At 70.2% G+C, this 19,434-nt stretch carries 20 protein-coding genes; 17 read left to right on the top strand and 3 right to left on the bottom strand.

Annotated features, from left to right (window positions below; translation table 11 throughout):
- Positions 1 to 115: 115 nt before the first annotated feature.
- The 16 genes from ftsH to LQ757_RS04750 all read left to right on the top strand — a co-directional run bounded on the left by ftsH (position 116) and on the right by LQ757_RS04750 (position 16,648).
- Positions 116 to 2,134, top strand: a complete 2,019-nt coding sequence (gene ftsH / locus LQ757_RS04675) for an ATP-dependent zinc metalloprotease FtsH (RefSeq protein ID WP_231046022.1) — start codon at positions 116 to 118, stop codon at positions 2,132 to 2,134.
- A gap of 22 nt (positions 2,135 to 2,156) precedes the next feature.
- Positions 2,157 to 2,750 carry a GTP cyclohydrolase I gene (gene folE / locus LQ757_RS04680; protein WP_231046023.1) on the top strand — a complete coding sequence of 198 codons (594 nt, stop codon included), beginning with the start codon at positions 2,157 to 2,159 and terminating at the stop codon, positions 2,748 to 2,750.
- A gap of 118 nt (positions 2,751 to 2,868) precedes the next feature.
- The gene (folP, locus tag LQ757_RS04685) at positions 2,869 to 3,660 is read left to right on the top strand and encodes a dihydropteroate synthase (protein ID WP_231046318.1); all 792 of its coding nucleotides are present in this window, start codon (positions 2,869 to 2,871) and stop codon (positions 3,658 to 3,660) included.
- Positions 3,653 to 4,039 (top strand): dihydroneopterin aldolase, encoded by a 387-nt coding sequence (gene folB / locus LQ757_RS04690; protein ID WP_231046024.1) that lies wholly within the window; start codon positions 3,653 to 3,655, stop codon positions 4,037 to 4,039. Before folP ends, folB begins: the two co-directional genes overlap by 8 nt.
- Complete coding sequence (gene folK / locus LQ757_RS04695) at positions 4,036 to 4,521, top strand: 2-amino-4-hydroxy-6-hydroxymethyldihydropteridine diphosphokinase (protein ID WP_231046025.1); 486 nt, start codon at positions 4,036 to 4,038, stop codon at positions 4,519 to 4,521. The genes folB and folK overlap by 4 nt, the downstream gene beginning before the upstream one ends.
- Positions 4,518 to 4,991: a DUF3180 domain-containing protein gene (locus tag LQ757_RS04700; protein WP_231046026.1), complete on the top strand. Its 474-nt coding sequence runs from the start codon at positions 4,518 to 4,520 to the stop codon at positions 4,989 to 4,991. The genes folK and LQ757_RS04700 overlap by 4 nt, the downstream gene beginning before the upstream one ends.
- Entirely contained in the window at positions 4,984 to 5,457 is a 474-nt protein-coding gene (locus LQ757_RS04705; protein WP_231046027.1) for a PH domain-containing protein, read from the top strand. Before LQ757_RS04700 ends, LQ757_RS04705 begins: the two co-directional genes overlap by 8 nt.
- Entirely contained in the window at positions 5,454 to 7,286 is a 1,833-nt protein-coding gene (locus tag LQ757_RS04710) for a PH domain-containing protein (RefSeq protein ID WP_231046028.1), read from the top strand. Before LQ757_RS04705 ends, LQ757_RS04710 begins: the two co-directional genes overlap by 4 nt.
- A complete protein-coding gene (locus LQ757_RS04715; protein ID WP_231046029.1) occupies positions 7,283 to 8,041 on the top strand; it encodes a Rossmann-like and DUF2520 domain-containing protein in 759 nt (252 codons plus the stop codon). The genes LQ757_RS04710 and LQ757_RS04715 overlap by 4 nt, the downstream gene beginning before the upstream one ends.
- Positions 8,038 to 8,904: a pantoate--beta-alanine ligase gene (panC, locus tag LQ757_RS04720; RefSeq protein WP_231046030.1), complete on the top strand. Its 867-nt coding sequence runs from the start codon at positions 8,038 to 8,040 to the stop codon at positions 8,902 to 8,904. The genes LQ757_RS04715 and panC overlap by 4 nt, the downstream gene beginning before the upstream one ends.
- A 164-nt stretch (positions 8,905 to 9,068) precedes the next feature.
- Complete coding sequence (lysS, locus tag LQ757_RS04725) at positions 9,069 to 10,643, top strand: lysine--tRNA ligase (protein WP_231046031.1); 1,575 nt, start codon at positions 9,069 to 9,071, stop codon at positions 10,641 to 10,643.
- 36 nt (positions 10,644 to 10,679) lie between these two features.
- Entirely contained in the window at positions 10,680 to 10,829 is a 150-nt protein-coding gene (locus tag LQ757_RS04730) for a hypothetical protein (RefSeq protein WP_231046032.1), read from the top strand.
- A gap of 249 nt (positions 10,830 to 11,078) precedes the next feature.
- Complete coding sequence (locus LQ757_RS04735) at positions 11,079 to 11,936, top strand: endonuclease domain-containing protein (RefSeq protein WP_231046033.1); 858 nt, start codon at positions 11,079 to 11,081, stop codon at positions 11,934 to 11,936.
- Between the two features lie 225 nt (positions 11,937 to 12,161).
- Positions 12,162 to 12,338: a hypothetical protein gene (locus tag LQ757_RS04740; protein WP_231046034.1), complete on the top strand. Its 177-nt coding sequence runs from the start codon at positions 12,162 to 12,164 to the stop codon at positions 12,336 to 12,338.
- A 16-nt stretch (positions 12,339 to 12,354) separates the two neighbouring features.
- A complete protein-coding gene (gene cls, locus LQ757_RS04745) occupies positions 12,355 to 13,830 on the top strand; it encodes a cardiolipin synthase (RefSeq protein ID WP_231046035.1) in 1,476 nt (491 codons plus the stop codon).
- A gap of 235 nt (positions 13,831 to 14,065) precedes the next feature.
- Positions 14,066 to 16,648: a M14 family zinc carboxypeptidase gene (locus tag LQ757_RS04750; RefSeq protein ID WP_231046036.1), complete on the top strand. Its 2,583-nt coding sequence runs from the start codon at positions 14,066 to 14,068 to the stop codon at positions 16,646 to 16,648.
- A 65-nt stretch (positions 16,649 to 16,713) separates the two neighbouring features.
- Here LQ757_RS04750 and LQ757_RS04755 read toward each other — a convergent pair whose 3' ends face one another.
- Complete coding sequence (locus LQ757_RS04755; RefSeq protein ID WP_231046037.1) at positions 16,714 to 17,778, bottom strand: pirin family protein; 1,065 nt, start codon at positions 17,776 to 17,778, stop codon at positions 16,714 to 16,716.
- 99 nt (positions 17,779 to 17,877) lie between these two features.
- On the opposite strand from LQ757_RS04755, the gene LQ757_RS04760 reads away from it, so the two are divergent.
- A complete protein-coding gene (locus LQ757_RS04760; RefSeq protein ID WP_231046038.1) occupies positions 17,878 to 18,396 on the top strand; it encodes a hypothetical protein in 519 nt (172 codons plus the stop codon).
- Here LQ757_RS04760 and LQ757_RS04765 read toward each other — a convergent pair.
- A complete protein-coding gene (locus LQ757_RS04765; RefSeq protein WP_231046039.1) occupies positions 18,389 to 18,640 on the bottom strand; it encodes a helix-turn-helix domain-containing protein in 252 nt (83 codons plus the stop codon). The genes LQ757_RS04760 and LQ757_RS04765 overlap by 8 nt on opposite strands.
- On the bottom strand, positions 18,640 to 19,269 hold the full coding sequence (locus LQ757_RS04770) for a hypothetical protein (RefSeq protein ID WP_231046040.1): 630 nt from the start codon (positions 19,267 to 19,269) through the stop codon (positions 18,640 to 18,642). Before LQ757_RS04770 ends, LQ757_RS04765 begins: the two co-directional genes overlap by 1 nt.
- Positions 19,270 to 19,434 lie beyond the last annotated feature (165 nt).

The raw sequence follows: 19,434 nt of genomic DNA on the forward strand, positions 1-19,434 counted from the left end.
CGTATCGAGACCCGACAGGTCTCGATACGGCGCTGCGCGCCTACTCGACCGACGAGAGCGCCCTCAGCGAACAGGAAGCTGACGCACAGTCAGGCCGGGGTAGCCTTGCAGCACCATGAACATGAAGAAGATCCTGCGCGGGCCGATCATCTACATCCTGCTCGCCATCGTCGCCGTGTGGATCGGTTCGAGCCTCATCACCGCGTCGGGCTTCCGTGAGGTCTCCACCCAGGAGGGCCTCGAGCTCCTGAACGACGGCAAGGTCTCGGCCGCGAAGATCGTCGACGGCGAGAATCGCGTCGACCTCACGCTGAGCGAGGCCGAGGGCGACCTCGGCACGCAGGTGCAGTTCTACTACGTCACCCCGCGCGGCACCGACGTCGTGAACGCGATCGACCAGGCCAACCCGGCCGACGGCTTCAACGACGAAGTCCCGCAGCCCAACTGGTTCCTCTCGATGCTCGGCATCCTGCTGCCGCTCGTGCTCATCGGCCTCTTCTTCTGGATCATGCTCTCGGGCATGCAGGGCGGCGGCAACCGCGTCATGCAGTTCGGCAAGTCGAAGGCGAAGCTCGTCACGAAAGAGAGCCCCAAGGTCACCTTCGACGACGTCGCCGGCGCCGAGGAGGCCATCGAAGAGCTCCACGAGATCAAGGAGTTCCTGAAGGAGCCTGCGAAGTTCCAGGCGGTCGGGGCGCGCATCCCCAAGGGCGTGCTGCTGTACGGCCCTCCCGGAACCGGCAAGACGCTGCTCGCTCGCGCGGTCGCCGGTGAGGCCGGGGTGCCGTTCTACTCGATCTCGGGATCGGACTTCGTCGAGATGTTCGTCGGTGTCGGCGCATCCCGTGTTCGCGACCTCTTCGACCAGGCCAAGCAGAACGCGCCGGCCATCATCTTCGTCGACGAGATCGACGCCGTCGGCCGTCACCGCGGCGCCGGCCTCGGCGGCGGGCATGATGAGCGCGAGCAGACCCTGAACCAGCTGCTCGTCGAGATGGACGGGTTCGACCCGAAGACCAACGTCATCCTCATCGCGGCGACCAACCGCCCCGACATCCTCGACCCGGCGCTGCTGCGCCCGGGCCGCTTCGACCGGCAGATCGGCGTCGACGCGCCCGACCTCAAGGGCCGGCAGAAGATCCTCGAGGTGCACTCCAAGGGCAAGCCGCTCGCCAAGGGCGTCGACCTCGAGGTGCTCGCGCGCAAGACGCCCGGCTTCACGGGCGCCGACCTCGCGAACGTGCTCAACGAGGCCGCGCTGCTCACCGCACGCTCGAACGCGCAGCTCATCGACAACCGCGCCCTCGACGAGGCCGTCGACCGTGTGATCGCAGGCCCGCAGCGTCGCTCGCGCGTCATGAAAGACAAAGAGAAGCTCATCACGGCCTACCACGAGGGCGGGCACGCGCTCGCGGCCGCGGCGATGAACTACACCGACCCCGTGACGAAGATCACGATCCTGCCGCGCGGTCGCGCGCTCGGCTACACCATGGTCATGCCGCTCGAAGACAAGTACTCGATCACCCGCAACGAGCTGCTCGACCAGCTCACCTACGCCATGGGCGGGCGCGTCGCCGAAGAGATCGTGTTCCACGACCCCTCGACCGGTGCCTCGAACGACATCGAGAAGGCCACGTCCACGGCGCGCAAGATGGTCACCGAGTACGGCATGAGCGCGAACGTCGGCGCGATCAAGCTCGGCCAGTCGCAGGGCGAGGTCTTCCTCGGCCGCGACATGGGCCACCAGCGCGACTACTCCGAGCAGATCGCCGAGAAGGTCGACGGCGAGGTGCGCACCCTCATCGAGCAGGCGCACGACGAGGCGTGGCAGGTGCTGAACGACAACCGCGAGATCCTCGACCGGCTGGCCGCCGAACTGCTCGAGCACGAGACGCTCGACCACAAGCAGATCGCCGAGATCTTCGCGAACGTGAAGAAGCTGCCCGAGCGCCCGCAGTGGCTCTCGAGCGACAGGCGCCCGGTCAGCGACATCCCGCCGATCTCGTTCCCCACCGAGAAGGCGCCGATCGACCAGGGCGCCGTCGACGGCGGCGTCGACTCCGGGCAGACCCCGGTCGACGAGCCCGCCGCGGCCCGTTCGCCCCGCTCGAACCCGCGCCCCGCGACCGCGTAACCGTCGACCCGAGAGGGGTTCCATGGCAGGAGTGGATGCGCAGCGCATCGAGCGTGCCGTGCGCGAGATCCTGCTCGCCATCGGTGAAGACCCCGAGCGGCCCGGTCTCGAGCGCACGCCGCAGCGGGTCGCCGCGGCCTACGCCGAGTTCTTCGGCGGGCTCGACGTCGACCCGTTGACGCACCTCGCCGAGACCGTGCCCATCGGCACGACCGATGCGGGCGGGCCGACCACCTCCGACGCCGTGGTGCTGCGCGACCTCGCCTTCCGGTCGGTGTGCGAGCACCACCTGCTGCCCTTCGTCGGCACTGCGCACATCGCGTACCTGCCGGGCGACAGGGTCGTCGGATTCGGCCGCATCCCCGCGGTCATCGACACGCTCGCCGCGCGCCCGCAACTGCAGGAGCGTCTCGCCGAGGAGATCGCCGACACGCTCGTCGCGGGGCTCGATCCCCGGGGTGTGCTCGTCGTGCTCGACGCGCAGCACCGGTGCGTGACCACCCGCGGTCCGCGTCAGGAGCGCAGCTCGTCGGTGACGATCGTGAGCCGCGGCGCCCTCGCCGAGCCCGCCGCCCGTGCCGAGATCATGGCGTTGATCGGCGGCCGCGGTGCGTGACGAGCGATTGCGGGTCGAGGAGGCGCGCCAGCGCGGTCTCGAAACCGAGTCGGTCCAGGGGCCTGGTTTCGAGACGCGACCTCCTTCGTCGGGTGCTCCTCAACCCGCGACCCTCGTGATGGGCGTCGTGAATGTCACTCCCGACTCGTTCAGCGACGGGGGCCACTGGTTCGATGCCGACGCCGCCATCGCGCACGGCCTCGAACTCGTCGCAGAGGGTGCCGACATCCTCGACGTCGGCGGCGAGTCCACGCGCCCGGGGGCCGCTCGGGTCGAACCCGACGAGGAGCTGCGCCGGGTGATCCCGGTCGTGCGCGAACTCGCGAGCCGCGGCATCCGCGTCAGTGTCGACACCATGCGGGCGGCGACCGCGCTGGCGTCGGTCGAAGCCGGCGCCGAGATCATCAACGACGTGTCGGCGGGTCTCGCCGACGAGGCGATGGGTCGCGTCGCCGCCGACACGGCAGCGCGGTACGTGGCGATGCACTGGCGCGGCCACTCCGATCGCATGGACGCGCTCTCGGTCTACGACGACGTCGCCGTCGAGGTGCGCGACGAGCTCGCGGCCCGCGTCGACTCGCTCGTCGACGCCGGCGTTGCACCCGATCGCCTCATCGTCGACCCCGGGCTCGGCTTCTCGAAGCGCGGCGAGCAGAACTGGCAGTTGCTCGGCCGGCTCGACGTGCTCGGCGAGCTGGGTCTGCCCGTGCTCGTCGGCGCGTCGCGCAAACGATTCCTCGGCGCGCTGCTGCCCGACGGGGCATCCGTCACCGAACGCGACCTGCCCACGGCGGTCGTGAGCGTGCTCTCCGCGCAGGCCGGGGCGTGGGCGGTGCGCGTGCACGATGTGCGCGGCACGCGCCGCGCGCTCGACGTCCTCGGGGCGTGGCAGAGTGGACGACGTGGCTGAACTGCGCAGAAGTGGCCGGGGCGACCGGATCACCATCACCGGCCTGCGCGTGCACGCCAACCACGGTGTCTTCGACTTCGAGCGAGCCGCCGGGCAGGAGTTCGTGATCGACGTGTCCGTCGCGGTCGACCTCGCCGCGGCGGCCTCGGGCGACGACCTGGCCGCGACCGTGCACTACGGCGAGCTCGCCGAAGCCGTCGTCGCCGCGGTCGAACGAGATCCGGTCGACCTCATCGAGACGGTTGCCGAGCGGGTCGCGGGCGTCGCGCTGGGCTGGGCAGCGGTCGACGAGGTCGAGGTCACGGTGCACAAGCCGCAGGCGCCGATCTCGGTTCCTTTCTCGGATGTCTCGGTGACGATCGTGCGAGGCCGGCAATGACCCGCGCCGTGATCGCATTCGGCGCGAACCTCGGCGATCGTGAGGCCACGATCGCGGCCGCCGTCCGTGAGCTCGTGGGCTCCGACGGGGTCGAGCTCGTGGCGGTGTCGCCCGTGTACGAGAGTGCGGCCATCAAGACCACGGGCGTCGACCCGACCGCCCCCGCGTACCTCAACGGCGTCGTCGTCGTCGAGACGACGCTCGATCCGCACGCTCTGCTCGACCTGCTGCAGGGGTTCGAGCACGAGCACGGCCGCGTCCGCGACGAGCGGTGGGGCGACCGCACCCTCGATCTCGACCTCATCGACTTCGGCGGGCGCCGGCTCGTCGACGAGCGGCTCGAGCTGCCGCACCCGCGTGCGTGGCAGCGGGCGTTCGTGCTGCAACCCTGGCTCGATGTCGACCCCGACGCGGTGCTCGCGGGCCGCGGGCCCGTCGCCGAGCTCCGTGCCGCGACGACCGATGAGGTGGTCCGACGATGAAGCGCACGCGCCTCTCGACCCTCGTCGCGTTCACCCTCGGCGGGCTCGTCATCGGCTACCTCGGCGACCTCGCGATCGTCAGCGCCGGCACGAAGGCGCTCGTGCCGCCGATCTCGCTCGCCATCACGCTCGTGGGCGTGGCGGTCATCGTGGTGGCGCTCGCCTGGCCGATCCGGCGGGCGGTCAAGGGCAAGGCGACGAAGCACCTCGATCCGTTCCGGGCGATGCGCATCGCCGTGCTCGCCAAGGCGTGCAGCCTGAGCGGTGCCCTCGTGCTGGGCGTCGGCCTCGGCATCACCCTGTTCCTCATCACCCGCAGCGTCATGGCCCCGGTGGACACGATCTGGCTGGCGCTCGCCACGGCGATCGGTGCGGCTGTGCTGCTCGCCGGCGGCCTCGTCGCCGAGTGGTGCTGCACGCTTCCCCCCGACGACACCGAAACCGAGAAGGAAGAGCACGCCCATGCATGAGATCGACGCAGACTGGCGGCGAGTCTCGCCGAAGTACGTGGTCGTCGAGGTCGTGGGCTCGCTCATCGGCATGGTGGTCTTCGTCGGGGCGGCCCTCGTCGTCTTCTTCCTGTGGCAGCAGCAGTGGGCCCTGTGGGCGGCGATCGCCATCGCCGTGGCATCGATCATCGGCATCGCGCTCGAGCCGCGCCGCGTGCGTTCCATCCAGTACCGCCTGCGCGAAGACGACCTGCTGTTCCGCCGCGGCATCATGTTCCAGCGACAGGTCGCGGTGCCCTACGGGCGCATGCAGCTCGTCGACATCACCCGCGGCCCCGTCGCACGAGCGCTCGGGCTCGCCGACCTCAAGTTCGTGACGGCCGCCGCCGCAACCGCGGTCACCGTCCCCGGCCTCCCCATGGAAGAGGCCGACCGCCTGCGCGACGAGTTGGTCGCGCTCGCCGAGACCCGTAGGGCGGGGTTGTGAGCGCACCCGCCCGCCCGGCAGCGGTCACGAATCTCGCCGACGGCGAGTGGCATCGGCTGCACCCGGCGAGCCCGCTGCTGCGCGGGGGACTCGTGTTCATCGCAGTGCTCGGCTTCGTGATCGCGAACCTGCGCGAGCGCGCCATCGACCTCTTCCTCGTGGTGTTCGCTCCAGATGCCGAGCGCTTCGGCGGCAATGGCGGTCAGTCCGGCGACGAGTGGGCGAACGACCCGGTCGGTGCGATCGTGATGAACGGCCTCGTCGGGTGGGCTCTCCTGGGCCTGGTGGTCCTGATCATCGCCGTGATCGTCGGGTTCTGGTTGTCGTGGCGCATGCACACGTTCCGCGTCACGCCCGAGGCCGTCGAGGTGCGCAGCGGCATCCTGTTCCGCTCGCACCGCAGCGCACGGCTCGACCGCATCCAGGGCATCAACGTGAACCGACCGTTGTTCGCTCGCCTCTTCGGCACCGCGAAGCTCGAGGTTTCGGTGGCCGGGCAGTCGGCCAACGTGCAACTCTCGTACCTCGGGTCGGCGCTCGCCGACGGCCTCCGCGCCGACGTGCTGCGGCTCGCGTCGGGTGCGCGCGCCGAGCGGGCGGCGACACAGGCTGCCGCGGTGAATGCCCCCGGCGCGACATCCGCCGACCCGTCGACGCAGCCGACCGAACCCGCTCAGTCGGCCGGCCCGACCCACCGTGCCGAGCCCGCCGAGCTGCCGGCGGCACCTAGCCGTTCCGCAGCCGCAGGGGCGCCGCTCACCGCTCGCGCCGGCGGGCTCGTGACGCACCGCGTCGACGAGTTCCTCGCACCAGAGCTCGACCCCGACCTCGCGCCGCCCGAGTCGGTCGTGCACCTGCCGCTCGGCCGCGTGATCGGCTCGACGCTGCTCGGCGGGTCGACCATCTGGGCGATCGTGCTCGTGGCGATCATCGTGGTCGGGGTCACGTCGGGCCAGCCCTGGGTCCTGTTCAGTTTCGTGCCCGCCGCGATCGGTCTCGTGAGCTACATGTGGTCGCGCATCACCAAGTCGCTGCGCTACTCGATCGCGGGCACCCCCGACGGGGTCCGCATCGGCCACGGGCTGCTCTCGACCGGTAACCAGACCATTCCGCCCGGTCGCATCCACGCCATCGAAGCCACCCAGTGGGTCTTCTGGCGGCCGTTCGGGTGGTGGTCGGTTCGCATCAACGTCGCCGGCCAGTCGGTGAGCGCCTCGAACGAGGCGGCGCAGCGCACCCTCGTGCTCCCGGTCGGCACCGCGGCCGACGTGCACCGGGTGCTCGGGCTGCTGCTGCCCGATGCCGCGGCCGAGGTCGCGCCGTTCGTCAGCGCCGGGCTCACCGGCCGCGGCGAAGGCGGCGGATACTCGAGCACCCCGAGGCGCGCGGCCTGGCTTCGCCCGTTCTCATGGCGCCGCATCGGCTGGGCGGCCGCGGCCGGCGTCGCGCTCATCCGCAGCGGCGCGCTCCTGCGCAGCCTCACCCTGGTGCCGCTCGCTCGCATGCAGTCGGTCGCGGTGTCGGTCGGCCCGGTCGATCGTGCCCTCGACCTGGCCGGCATCCGGCTGCACACCGTGACCGGCCCGGTCAACGCCATGCTCCCCGTCGTCGACCGCAGCGAGGCCATGCGACTCTTCGAGCGGCTCTCCGAAGAAGCCGTCGAGCGCGCCGCGAGCGACACGACGCACCACTGGGGGGTCGCCGCTCGCGCCGACGAGACGACCGGCGCCGCCGAAGCCGGCCACGCCGCCGACACCGCCCCGGCCGCCCCGGAGGCTCCGAACCGAGAGCGCCCGACCGACGAACCCCCCGAAGGGCCGGTCCGATGAGCGCAGAGCGCGCCGGCCGGCTCGGCGTCGGCACGATCGGTGCCGGGCGGGTGGGTGCCGTGCTCGCCTCGGCGCTCGCGGGCGCGGGGCACGCGCTCACCGGCATCGCCGCGGTCTCCGACGCGAGCCGCGAACGAGCTGCTGCGATGCTGCCCGCGGTTCCGGTGCTGCCGATCCCCGAGATCATCGAGCGCAGCGAGCTCGTGCTGCTTGCCGTGCCCGAAGACGAGCTCGCACCGCTCGTGCAAGGTCTCGCCGAGGCGGGCGCGTGGCAGCCCGGCCAACTCGTGTTGCACACGGCCGCGCGCTTCGGCACTGCGGTGCTCGACCCGGCGCGCGCGGCAGGGGCGATCCCGCTCGCCGTGCACCCCGCGATGAGCTTCACCGGCACGAGCATCGACCTCGCGCGCCTGCCGGGTACCTGGTTCGCGGTGACGGCGCCGACTCCGGTGCTGCCGATCGGGCAGGCACTCGTCGTCGAGATGGGCGGCGAGCCGTTCGTCGTCGCCGAGGCCGACCGCGCCGCCTACGGCGAGGCGATCGACACGGCGACCTCCTTCTCGGACGCAATCGTCGACCAGGCGAGCGGTCTGCTCGACGGCATCGGCGTGCCGCGTCCCGGCGCGGTGCTCGCGTCGCTCGTCCGCTCGAGCGTCGAGAATGCGCTCGCACGCCACGACAGCGGACCCCTGCCCGAGGGTGCGGGTACGATCGACGGGGCCGGGCCCGACCGGCCGCTGGGAGGTGGCGCGTGACCGAGGTCACCGCAGGCACGCGTGTGGTGTCGACGATCGCCGAGTTGCGCGGGCTGCTCGACGAACGGCGTGCGAGCGGGTCATCCGTCGCACTGGTGCCGACCATGGGCGCCCTGCACGCCGGCCACCTCGCCCTCGTGCGCCGGGCCCGCGAACTCGCCGACGTCGTCGTGGTGTCGATCTTCGTGAACCCGTTGCAGTTCGGGCCCTCCGAAGACCTCGACCGCTACCCGCGCACGCTCGACGCCGATGTCGCGGCGCTCGCCGAGCACGGGGTCGAGTTCGTGTTCGCGCCAGCCGCCGACGGGATGTACCCCGCCGGCGCGGTCGAGACGACGATCGCCGCCGGGCACATCGGCACGCTCTACGAGGGGGCGTCGCGTCCCGGGCACTTCGACGGCATGCTCACGGTCGTGGCGAAGCTCCTGAACATCGTGCAACCCGACGTCGTCGAGTTCGGCCAGAAGGACGCGCAGCAGGTCTTCCTCGTTCGCCGCATGGTGCGTGAGTTCGACGTGCCCGCGGTGGTCGACGTCGTGCCGACGGTGCGCGAGGCCGACGGGCTCGCGCTCTCGAGCCGCAACCGCTACCTCGACGCGTCGCAGCGCCAGGCCGCGCTCACGCTCTCCGAGGCGTTGCGCGCCGCCGAGGCGGCGGCCGGCGACGGGCTCGCCGAGGTGCTCGCCGAGGGTGCCGCCGCGTTCGGCGACCACGACGACGTCACCCTCGACTACCTCGTCGTCGTCGACCCCGAGACGTTCCTGCCCGTCGGCGACGACGCCGCGGGCGACGCGGTCGTGCTCGTCGCCGCGCGCGTCGGCTCGACGCGCCTCATCGACAACACGACGATCTCGCTCGGCTGAGACATCCGCCGGTCTCGCTCGGCTGAGACATCCGCCGGTCGAGTAGCGCAGCGAATCGAGACCACTCGAATCGGGCGGGTCTCGATACGCTCCTTCGTCGCTACTCGACCGACGGGCGGCAAGTAGGCTGGTGCACGCCCGATTCCGCGCGACGAGAGAGAACGATGGCCCAGAACGAGGCGCAGACCCAGACGGATGCCGCTCCCGAGCCCACAGCCGACGAGATCGCCGCCGCGCAGGCCGCGGCCGCCGAGGTCTCCGAGCAGAAGGCGGTGCGGCTCGCCAAGCGCGAGCGCCTGATCGCGGCATCCGACGACCTCGCACTCGGCGCCTACCCGGTTCGCCTGCCCATCACGGCGACGATCCCCGAGGTGCGCGACCGGTTCATCGGCCTCGGCGTCGACGAGGCCAGCGGCGAGCAGGTCGGGCTCGCCGGCCGGGTCGTGTTCTCGCGCAACACGGGCAAGCTCTGCTTCGCCACGCTGCAGTCGGGCGACGGCAGCCGCATCCAGGCGATGGTGTCGCTCGCCGAGGTGGGCGAGCAGTCGCTGGCCGACTGGAAGGAGTTCGTCGACCTCGGTGACCACGTGTTCGTGTCGGGCGAGGTCATCACGAGCCGTCGCGGCGAGCTGTCGATCATGGTGAAGGAGTGGCGCATCGCGTCGAAGGCGATCCTCCCGCTGCCGAACCTGCACAACGAGCTCAGCGATGAGACGCGCGTGCGCCAGCGATACCTCGACCTCATCGCGCGCGAGCAGGCCCGCCGCAACGTCATCGACCGGGCCAAGGTCAATGCGAGCCTGCGCCGCACGTTCGACTCGCTCGGCTTCATCGAGGTCGAGACGCCGATGCTGCAGGTCATGCACGGCGGCGCGTCGGCGCGCCCGTTCGTGACGAACTCGAACGCGTTCGACACCGACCTCTACCTGCGCATCGCGCCCGAGCTCTACCTCAAGCGCGCCGTGGTCGGCGGCATCGAGCGGGTGTACGAGATCAACCGCAACTTCCGCAACGAGGGCGCCGACTCGACGCACAGCCCCGAGTTCGCGATGCTCGAGGCCTACCAGGCGTATGGCGACTACAACACGATCGCCGACCTCACGCAGCAGCTCATCCAAGACGCGGCGATCGCCGTCTCCGGCGGGCACGTGGTGACGTGGGCCGACGGCACCGAGTTCGACCTCGGCGGTCAATGGGCGCGCATCTCGATGTACGACTCGCTCTCCGAGGCCGTCGGCGAGCAGATCACCGCGTCGACGCCCATGTCGCGGCTCGAGGAACTCGCCGCCGCCGAGGGCATCGAGATCGACCACCCGCTGCCCGGCAAGTACGTCGAAGAGCTCTGGGAGCACCACGTGAAGGGCGGCCTCGAGCGGCCGACCTTCGTCATGGACTTCCCGCTCGACACGTCGCCCCTCGTGCGCGGGCACCGCTCGATCCCCGGCGTCGTCGAGAAGTGGGACCTCTACGTGCGCGGCTTCGAGCTCGCCACCGGGTACTCCGAGCTCGTCGACCCGGTCGTGCAGCGCGAGCGCTTCGTCGAGCAGGCGAAGCTCGCCGCCGGCGGCGACCCCGAGGCCATGCGGCTCGACGAGGAGTTCCTGCGCGCCCTCGAGTTCGGCATGCCGCCGTCGGGGGGAATGGGCATGGGCATCGACCGCCTGCTCATGGCGCTCACGGGCCTCGGCATCCGCGAGACCATCCTCTTCCCGCTGGTCAAGCAGACGTCGGTCGAGTAGCGCGAAGCGCGTATCGAGACCACGATCGGAACGAACATGAACGACTACCTCCCCAAGAAGGAACTCGAGCCCGACCCCGACCCGAAGCGCCCGTCGAACACGCGCCTCGCGATCTGGATCATCGTCGGCGCGATCGGCCTCTACCTGCTCGGCTCGGGCATCTGGGGCATCATCACCGCCGGCTGACCTGCGCACCACCTCCACCATCACCACCACCACCACCACCACCGTCACCACCACCACCATCAACCCCGTCCCGAAAACAGGAAGACACGCCGCGACGGCCCCGAAAACAGGAACGAGCGGGCGGATGTCGCAGCCGCTTCCTGTTTTCGTGACGAGCGACTCGTCCTGCACAGGGCAGGCGCGGGCGTCGTCCTCCACAGTCGGGTACCGATAGCGCGGCACGGCAGCGCTGACGCGCAGCATCGTGGGATGCGCGATCTCGGGTTCGACCTTCGCCGTCTCGGCGGTTTCGCCACCCGCACGCAGCTGCGGGCGATGGGGCACTCAGCGCGCGGAATCCGCAGTGCGGTCGACGATCGCCGCTGCCTGGCGCTCACTCGATCGTGGGTCTCGAATACCGACGCCAACCCCGAGGGTGTTCGCGCGCTGCGGCTGCGTGGCATGCTGGGCGGCGAGAGCGCGTTGCGCAGCTACGGCATCTGGGTGTCGCACGACACCGGCTTGTGCGTCGCGACGACTCGAACGGCAAGTCGCAGGCTGCCGCTGAACGGCAGGGAGTATCGAGTCTGGCGTGAGTTCGAGGAGTCGGGCCATGGCGAACATGCGACCTGGCGTGTGGGAGTTGTGGAAGCCCTCGCGCAGTTCCTGCCACGTATCACCGACGCGTCGCACGCCGCCGCGACCCTCGACAGTGCGCTGCATCTGGGACTGGTCTCGCCGGCGGAACTGACGCAGTTGATACAGCGCATGCCGCGCCGAATCCGTCGACTTCGGAACCGCCTCGATGCTGCGGCCGAATCAGGACTCGAGACGCTGCTCCGGCTCGCGATCGTCAAGGAGGGCTGGCGCGTCGAGTCGCAAGTGAGCCTCGCCGGCGTGGGTCGCGTGGATCTCCTGGTCGACGGATGGCTCGTGATCGAGGCCGATGGCTCGAAGTGGCACGACGGCCATGAAGCGACCGTACGCGACCGCGGGCGCAATACGGCTCTCGTGCTCCGCGGATATCGGTGGCATCGCTTCGGGCACGGTCAGATCATGGACGATCTCGGGGAATGCGTCGAGGTGATCCGGGCCCTACTCGCCTCGGGTCGCCCAATGCCGCACTGAAAACAGGAAACGCCGCGGTGGGACATCCGCTCGTTCCTGTTTTCGGCGCCGTCGCGGCGCGTCTTCCTGTTTTCGGGGCGGGGGGTGGGGCGGGGGGGTGGAGCGGGGTCGGGGGTGGGGTGAGGGGGCGGGTGTTGGGGCGCGGCGGCGCGGCCGCGCGGCGGCGCGGCCGCGCGGCGGCGCGGATGGGAGATTCCGAGCAAAGCCCCGTATCCTGAGGGGACTATGAACGATTTCTGGGCGAATGCGATCTGGTCGCTCGCGCCGACCGTGCTCATCGGCCTCATCTTCTGGTTCGTGATGCACGCGATCCTCCGGGCCGACCGCAACGAGCGCAAGGCCTACTCGCGCATCGAGGCTGAGGAGCGCGCGAAGCTCGCACGCGAGCACCCGGCCGGGTGACGGAACCCCCCGCCGGATGACGATCGACATCACGACGACCCAGGTCACGGCCGTCGTCGCAGCGGCGATCATCGTCATCGACATCGTCATCCGCGTGATCGCGGTGATCGTCGTGCCGCGCAACCGCCGCCCGACGGCGGGCATGGCGTGGTTGCTCGCCATCTTCTTCTTCCCGGTGCTCGGCGGCCTGTTCTTCCTGCTCATCGGCAACCCGAAGCTGCCGAAACGGCGGCGCGAGAAGCAGGCCGAGGTCGACGAGTACATCCGCGAGTCCACCCACGGCATCGAACGCGTGAGCGACAGCAGCATCTGGCCGGCCTGGTTCGACGGCGTCGTGCGGCTGAACCGCACGCTCGGGGCCATGCCGCTCATCGGCTCGAACAGCGCCGGCCTGATCGGCGACTACCAGGGCTCGCTCGACGCGATGACCGAGGCGATCCGCAGCGCCGAGCGGTACGTGCACGTCGAGTTCTACATCTTCGCGTACGACCGAACGACGGCCCCCTTCTTCGACGCGCTCGGCGATGCGGTCGCGCGTGGCGTCGAGGTGCGGGTGCTCCTCGACCACATCGCTTCGCTGCGGGTGAAGGGATACCGCAAGACGCTCAGGCGGCTCGACGCGATGGGCGTGCGCTGGCAGCTCATGCTCCCGGTGCAGCCCTTGAAGGGGCGCTACCAGCGGCCCGACCTGCGCAACCACCGGAAGATCCTCGTGGTCGACGGCGAGGTCGGCTTCCTGGGATCGCAGAACATCATCGACCGGTCCTATAACAAGCGGTCGAACATCCGTCGCGGCCTGAAGTGGAAGGAGCTCGTGGCGCGTGTCGAGGGGCCGATCGTCTCGGGACTCGAGGCGATCTTCGCCACCGACTGGTACCTCGAGACGGGTGAGGCGCCGCTTCGCGAGATCGTGCCGCTCGGCCAGGAGGGCGAGGCGCAGGATCTCGACTGCCAGGTCGTGCCGAGCGGTCCGGGGTACACGAACGAGAACAACCTGAAGCTGTTCCTCGCGCTGATGTACGCGGCACGCGAGCGGATCATCCTCACGAGCCCGTACTTCGTGCCCGACGAGGCGATGCTGCGCGCGATCAGCGGGGCGACGCAGCGTGGCGTCCACGTCGAGCTGTTCGTCTCGGAGCTCGGCGACCAGGCCCTCGTGTACCACGCTCAGCGCTCGTACTACGAGGTGCTGCTGCGCGCGGGCGTGCGGATCTACCTGTACCAGGCACCGTACATCCTGCATTCGAAGCACTTCACGATCGACGACGACGTCGCGGTCATCGGCTCGAGCAACATGGACATCCGCTCGTTCGAGCTCAACATGGAGGTCTCGCTGCTCGTGCGCGGGCAGTCGTTCGTGCGCGAGATGCGGGCGGTCGAAGACGACTACCGTCGCGACAGCCGCGAGCTGACCCTCGACGAGTGGATGCGGCAGCCGCTGCGCTCGACGGTGCTCGACAACCTCGCGCGGCTCACCTCGGCGTTGCAGTAGCGAGCGGATGTCGCGGGCGACGGGTTCGCTCGTCGATCTGCATGAATGCGCATGGTTCTTCACATGAACGCAACAGATCGCTCTGGAAAACGCTTCACTCGACTGGAAGAGTGAGGGATACCGCCAGCTGGCGCAGGATTCCCTCAGATCTGCGTCAACGGCTGCGCCCGCCCCGCACACCCGCGGCGGCGGTCGTGCCCGTTCCACCTTCCGAACACGAACGAAACGGAGCACCATGTCGTTCCAACGACTCCTCGCCGGAGCGAGTGTGGCGGCGGTCACCGCCGCCACACTCGTCGTCGGCGCGGCGCCGGCGACCGCGCTCGAGCGCCTCGCGGCCTCGCCGATCGCCACGCCGATCTCATCCCTCGTGGCGCCGCCCACGAGCTATCCGTCGCAGCCCCTCCTGCCGACGGTGCCCGACGACCCGACCGACGCCTCGATCGCGCGGGGCGTCATGCCCTACGACGAGATTGCGCCGTTCCTCAACACGCTGATGGCGCAGAGCGACCGCATCTCGGCGCAGGTCGTGGGGCAGTCGACGCTCGGTCGCGACATCCACCTCGTCACGCTGACAGCCAAGGAGACGAAGGCGCAGACCGCCAAGCAGGCCGCGTGGCGTGAGCTCATCAAGTCCGACCCGGCCGCGGCGGCGAAGAACAAGCCCCTGCAGAACCAGTACAAGGTTCCGGTGTGGTTCAACTCGAACATCCACGGCAATGAGTGGGAGGGCACCGACGCGGTGCTGAACTACATCGAGCACCTCGCCACGGCGCCGTGGCCAGAGGTGCGCGACGTCCTGCAGGACTACCGCCTGTACTTCACGGTGACGAACAACCCCGACGGCCGGGCGCTGGGCCAGCGTGCGACCGCCGCGGGCTTCGACGCCAACCGCGACATGATCACCGGCGCGACCAACGAGGCCCGCATCATCCGCGACCTCTCGAGCGTCATCCAGCCCACGTTCTACGTCGACCTGCACGGCTACACGAGCGTGCTGCAGGTCGAGCCCTGCGGCCCGCCCCACGGCGAGAACTACGAGTACGACCTGTTCCTGCCGCACGCGTACGCCGCTGCGCTCGAGATCGAGCAGGCCGTCGTCGGCGCGAACATCCCGGGCAACACGTACCTCGCCCCCGACGGGAGCGCCACGCTCGAGAACACCGGCAAGATCAAGATCCCCTACCGCGACGTGCGGGCGGGCTGGGACGACTGGCCCCCGATCTTCACGCCGCAGTATCTGGCCTACCAGGGCGCCGTCACGAACACGGTCGAGCTGCCGCTCGGTCGCACGAACAACCAGGCGACCAACCAGGCCAACGCGAAGGTCAACATCGAGGTCGCCGGCGTCGTGATCGAGACGTCGGTCGACTACGTGGCCGAGAACGCCGACGCGCTGCTCGCGAACCAGATCGAGATCTTCCGTCGCGGCACGGCGGGCGAGCCGCTCGTGACCATCCCGGCCGACGTCGACCCGGCGAGCGTGCCCGAGCCGAACCAGTGGGCCGAGATCTGGGACGAGACCGACGTCTACACCGCCGAGCTCCCGCGTGCCTACGTGATCCCGGTCGACGAGACCCAGCGTTCGGTGACCGATGCGGCGACCCTCGTCGACCAGCTCATCGCGAACGGCGTCGAGGTGTCGCGCGCGAAGACCGCGTTCACCGCCGACGGCGTCGAGTACGCCGAGGGTTCGTACGTGGTCGACATGCACCAGCCGCTGCGCGGCATGGCGAATGTGCTGCTCGCCGACGGCTCGGACATCTCGGACCGGGTGCCCGACATGTACGACATCTCGGCGTGGAGCCTCGCGCTGCTCTGGGGCGCCGATGTCGAGGAGGTCGGGTCGACGACCGATCCGGCACTCGACGTCGACCTCGTGCCCGTCGCCGAGGCCGCACCGACCGGCTCCGTGCCGGCGGCCGGCTCGTACCTCGAGCTCGCCACGAGCGGGGTCGCCGAGTACCAGGCGGTCAACGCCCTGCTCGACGCCGGGGTCGCGGTGTCGGCGTTCGAGGACGGCTCGGTCATCGTCGGCGACGATTCGACGTCGTACGCGGCGGCGGCTGCAGCGGCCGACGAGTTCGGGGTCGCGTTCACGGCCTCCGACGGCTCGCGCCTGGCCACCGAGGAGAGCACGGGGCTCGACGAGCTCCGGGTCGCGTACTCGGGCAGCCAGGACGAGCGGGTGACCCTCGGCAAGCTCGGCTTCGACGACATCGTGCAGGTGACGACCGCGAACCTCACGAGCGGCCAGGTGCAGCTCGACGATGTCGACGTGCTCTGGGTCGGCGCGAACCTCGCGTTCAACGCCAGCCAGGCCGCGGGCCGCACCGAGGTCGCCGACTACCTCGCGACGGGCAAGGGCGTCGCGGGCAAGGGCACGGCGATCGCGGCCTTCTCGAACGCGTTCGGCCTCGTCACCTCGACGGCGACGCAGGGCACGAGCGGCTCGAACGGGATCGTCTCGGTGACCGACGCCGACGGCGGCCTGCTGTCGACGTACCCGCAGGACACCGCGTTCGTGTACCCCGCGGTCTGGTACTCGGGCCTCGGCTCGAACGCCGTGGTCGAACAGACCTACGCGACCGATGACCCCTTCATCTCGGGGCACTGGGCATCGACGCAGCCCGGTCGGACGATCGCCGACGCCGCGGGTCACGCATCGGTCGTCTCGGCCGAGTCGGCGGCGGGTTCGAAGGTGCTGATGTTCGGTACTTCGCTGAACTTCCGCACCCACCCGGTGGGCGGCTTCAGCCAGCTCGCGCGCGGCCTGTTCTGGGCCGGAACCGAGGGTGCGGAGGTTCCTGCACCCTAGAGCGCCAGAGCGCCGATACCGTGAACGGCGTCGGACCGGTCGACCCGGTCCGGCGCCGTTCGCCGTCAATGCCGCGGCTTCAGCCGAACGGTCGGCAGCTCGGGCGCCGGCAGCGCGGCACCGTCGTAGCCGCCGACGGTGCCGAACCTGCCGTCGGGGTTGTCGCGGCCGATGACGTCGGCCTGCCACTGCCGACGGAACTCCGCGACCTCTTCATGATTGCGGCCGATGAAGTTCCACCACATCACGATCTCCTCGCCGAACGGCTCGCCGCCGAGGAGCAGCACCCGCACCGGGGCATCCGCAGCCGTGAGGCGCACGCCCTCATGCCCTGCGGGGAGGTACCCCAGCTCGCTCCATTCGAGCGTTTCGGCGTGCCCGGCGACGGCGAGCGGGTCGGCGCCGCCGGTGCCGTCGTCGGCCTCGTCGTCGAGCGCCGCGATCGTCACGCGCACCGGACCGCGGTCGACGAGCACGCCGTGCTCGAATGCGGGATCGAGGTCGATCCACGCCTCGCCGCCGGCAGGCAGCTCGACCTGTGCTCCGACGAGGGGCGAGAAGACGGCGACGGATGACCCGTGGTCGGGGTCGTGACCTGCGCCGGGCAGCGATCCGGCGAACACGCGCACGGTGGCGTCGTCGATCGCGATCGGGGTGGTCTCGGCGTGTTCGAAGAACGGGAGCACGTTGCGCGAGGCGTCGGGCAACGCGACCCAGAGTTGCACCCCGTGCAGCCGGGCGGTCTCGGGTGTCGACACCTCGGAGTGCGAGATGCCTCGCCCCGCGGTCATCAGGTTGACCTCGCCGGGGCGCACGAGCTCGTGGCTGCCGGTCGAGTCGCGGTGCTCGATCTCGCCCTCGAAGAGCCAGCTCACGGTCTGCAGCCCGGTGTGCGGGTGGGGCGGCACGACCATGCCGCCCGTCGCGGCGACGTCGTCGGGGCCGTAGTGGTCGGCGAAGCACCAGGCGCCGATGGTCGTTCGGCCGCGCTGGGGGAGCGTGCGCCGCACGTTCATGGCGCGGGGGCCGCCGAGCGGAACCTCGCGGGGCGTCAGCACCTGCACGGCCAAGGTGCGCGTCGCATCGGGTGGGCACACGAGTTCGAGCGGCTCCTTCTCGAGATTGCTCATGCTCGGCATGCTACCCGCGCGCGGCGAGCCGGCAGCGGCGCGGGATTCGTTCCGTTCCGTTACCCCCATTTCGGCACCGTCGCCCGCTAGCATGGCGGCATGGCTCCCTCCGTGCGTCTTCGCCGTGCCGGCCTCATCGCAGTGGCCATCTCATCGCTGTTCCTCCTGTCGGCGTGCACGCCGCCGAGCGGTGCGGCCGAGGACTTCCCGGGTCGACCGGTGCCCGAAGAGGCGCCCGTCGTCGATGTGGGCGCCGGCACGGGCCCCGATGAGGCCGGCGTCCCGGGCTCCGAAGGCGAAGGGGCCGAAGAGGCCGTCGACCCGATGGAGCCGAACGACGAGCCGCTGGTCGTCTGGTGGGCCGACGGCGGGCAGCTCGCCCTCACGATCTCGGGCAGTTCGTCGTGCCCGGTGGTCGGAACCGACATCCGCGTGCTCGAACCGGCGGGCGAGGGCAATCGCGTCGCGATCAGCCTCAAGGAGTACCCGGCCGACCAGGTGTGCACGGCCGATTTCGTGCCGCACACCACCCTCTTCTGGACGCCGTACGACGTCACGACCACCGAGCCGCTGTTCGTCGAGGTCATGGGCACCGAGGTCGAGGTCCCGATCAAGTAGCCGGGTTCGGCGCGCCACGCCGCAGCACCAGCAGCTCGCCGATCTCGCAGTCGAGCGTCTCGCAGATCGCCTGCAGGGTCGAGAAGCGGATGGCCCGTGCCCGGTCGTTCTTCAGCACGCTGAGGTTCACAACGCTCACGCCGACGAGTTCGGCGAGGCGTGTCAGCGTCAGGCCGCGCGCCTCGAGCAGTTCGTCGAGCCGGCAGTGCACGTCGGTGGCTTCGTCGGGCTCGGCCGGCGCCATCAGACGAGCCCTTCGGTGTCGCGCTGCAGGCGCTCGCCGATCGCGAAGACCGTGCTCATCAGAGCGACCACGAACGCCGCGAGCACGAGCGCGAACGGGTCGAGCGTCATGATGACGTTGTTGAACGTGTGCTCGCTGAGCACCGCGAAGGCACCGTTCGACGCCATGTTGCCGAAGAACGGCACCGCGAAGTATGCGAGCAGTGCGACGATGCCGGCGGTGGAGACCAGCACGGTGTTCGTTCGGCAGAAGACGACACCGCGTGCGACGTTGCGGCTGAGCCAGATGAGGGCGGTGACGACCGCCACGACCGCCAGCACGAGCACCGCCTGCTGGATGACGATCGCCCACACCGAGGCGATCGGAAGTTCGGGCACCGTGAGCACGGCCTGCTCGAGCTCGACGGTGACGGGCGCGCCGTCGGTGCCGATCGGCGCTTCTGCCGGGGTGCCGGCGAACGGGGCGAGCACGGCGACGTCGCGATTGGGCAGCACCTCGATGATGCGCGCGACGGCCGACCAAGTGACCCAGAGTGCGATGGCCGCCCCCGCGGCCATGAACACCCAGAGGCTCACCGCATCGGCGCGCTTGATCGAGTGGCCGGGAGTCGTGTGCGTGGTCGTGTGCATCAGCCGGATCCTAACGATAATCGATAACAACGATAAACGATAAGCTACGGATGTCCCGAGCCGCTGTCAACTGCGGATCGTCGAGGTCGCGACATCCGGCCCGCTGATCGCCGTGTCACACACGGCCGCAGCGGTGCGCCCACGGCGAACACCCGCCCACGCGGC

The sequence above is a fragment of the Agromyces cavernae genome (assembly GCF_021044935.1).
GTDB classification, from domain to species: Bacteria; Actinomycetota; Actinomycetes; order Actinomycetales; family Microbacteriaceae; genus Agromyces; species Agromyces cavernae.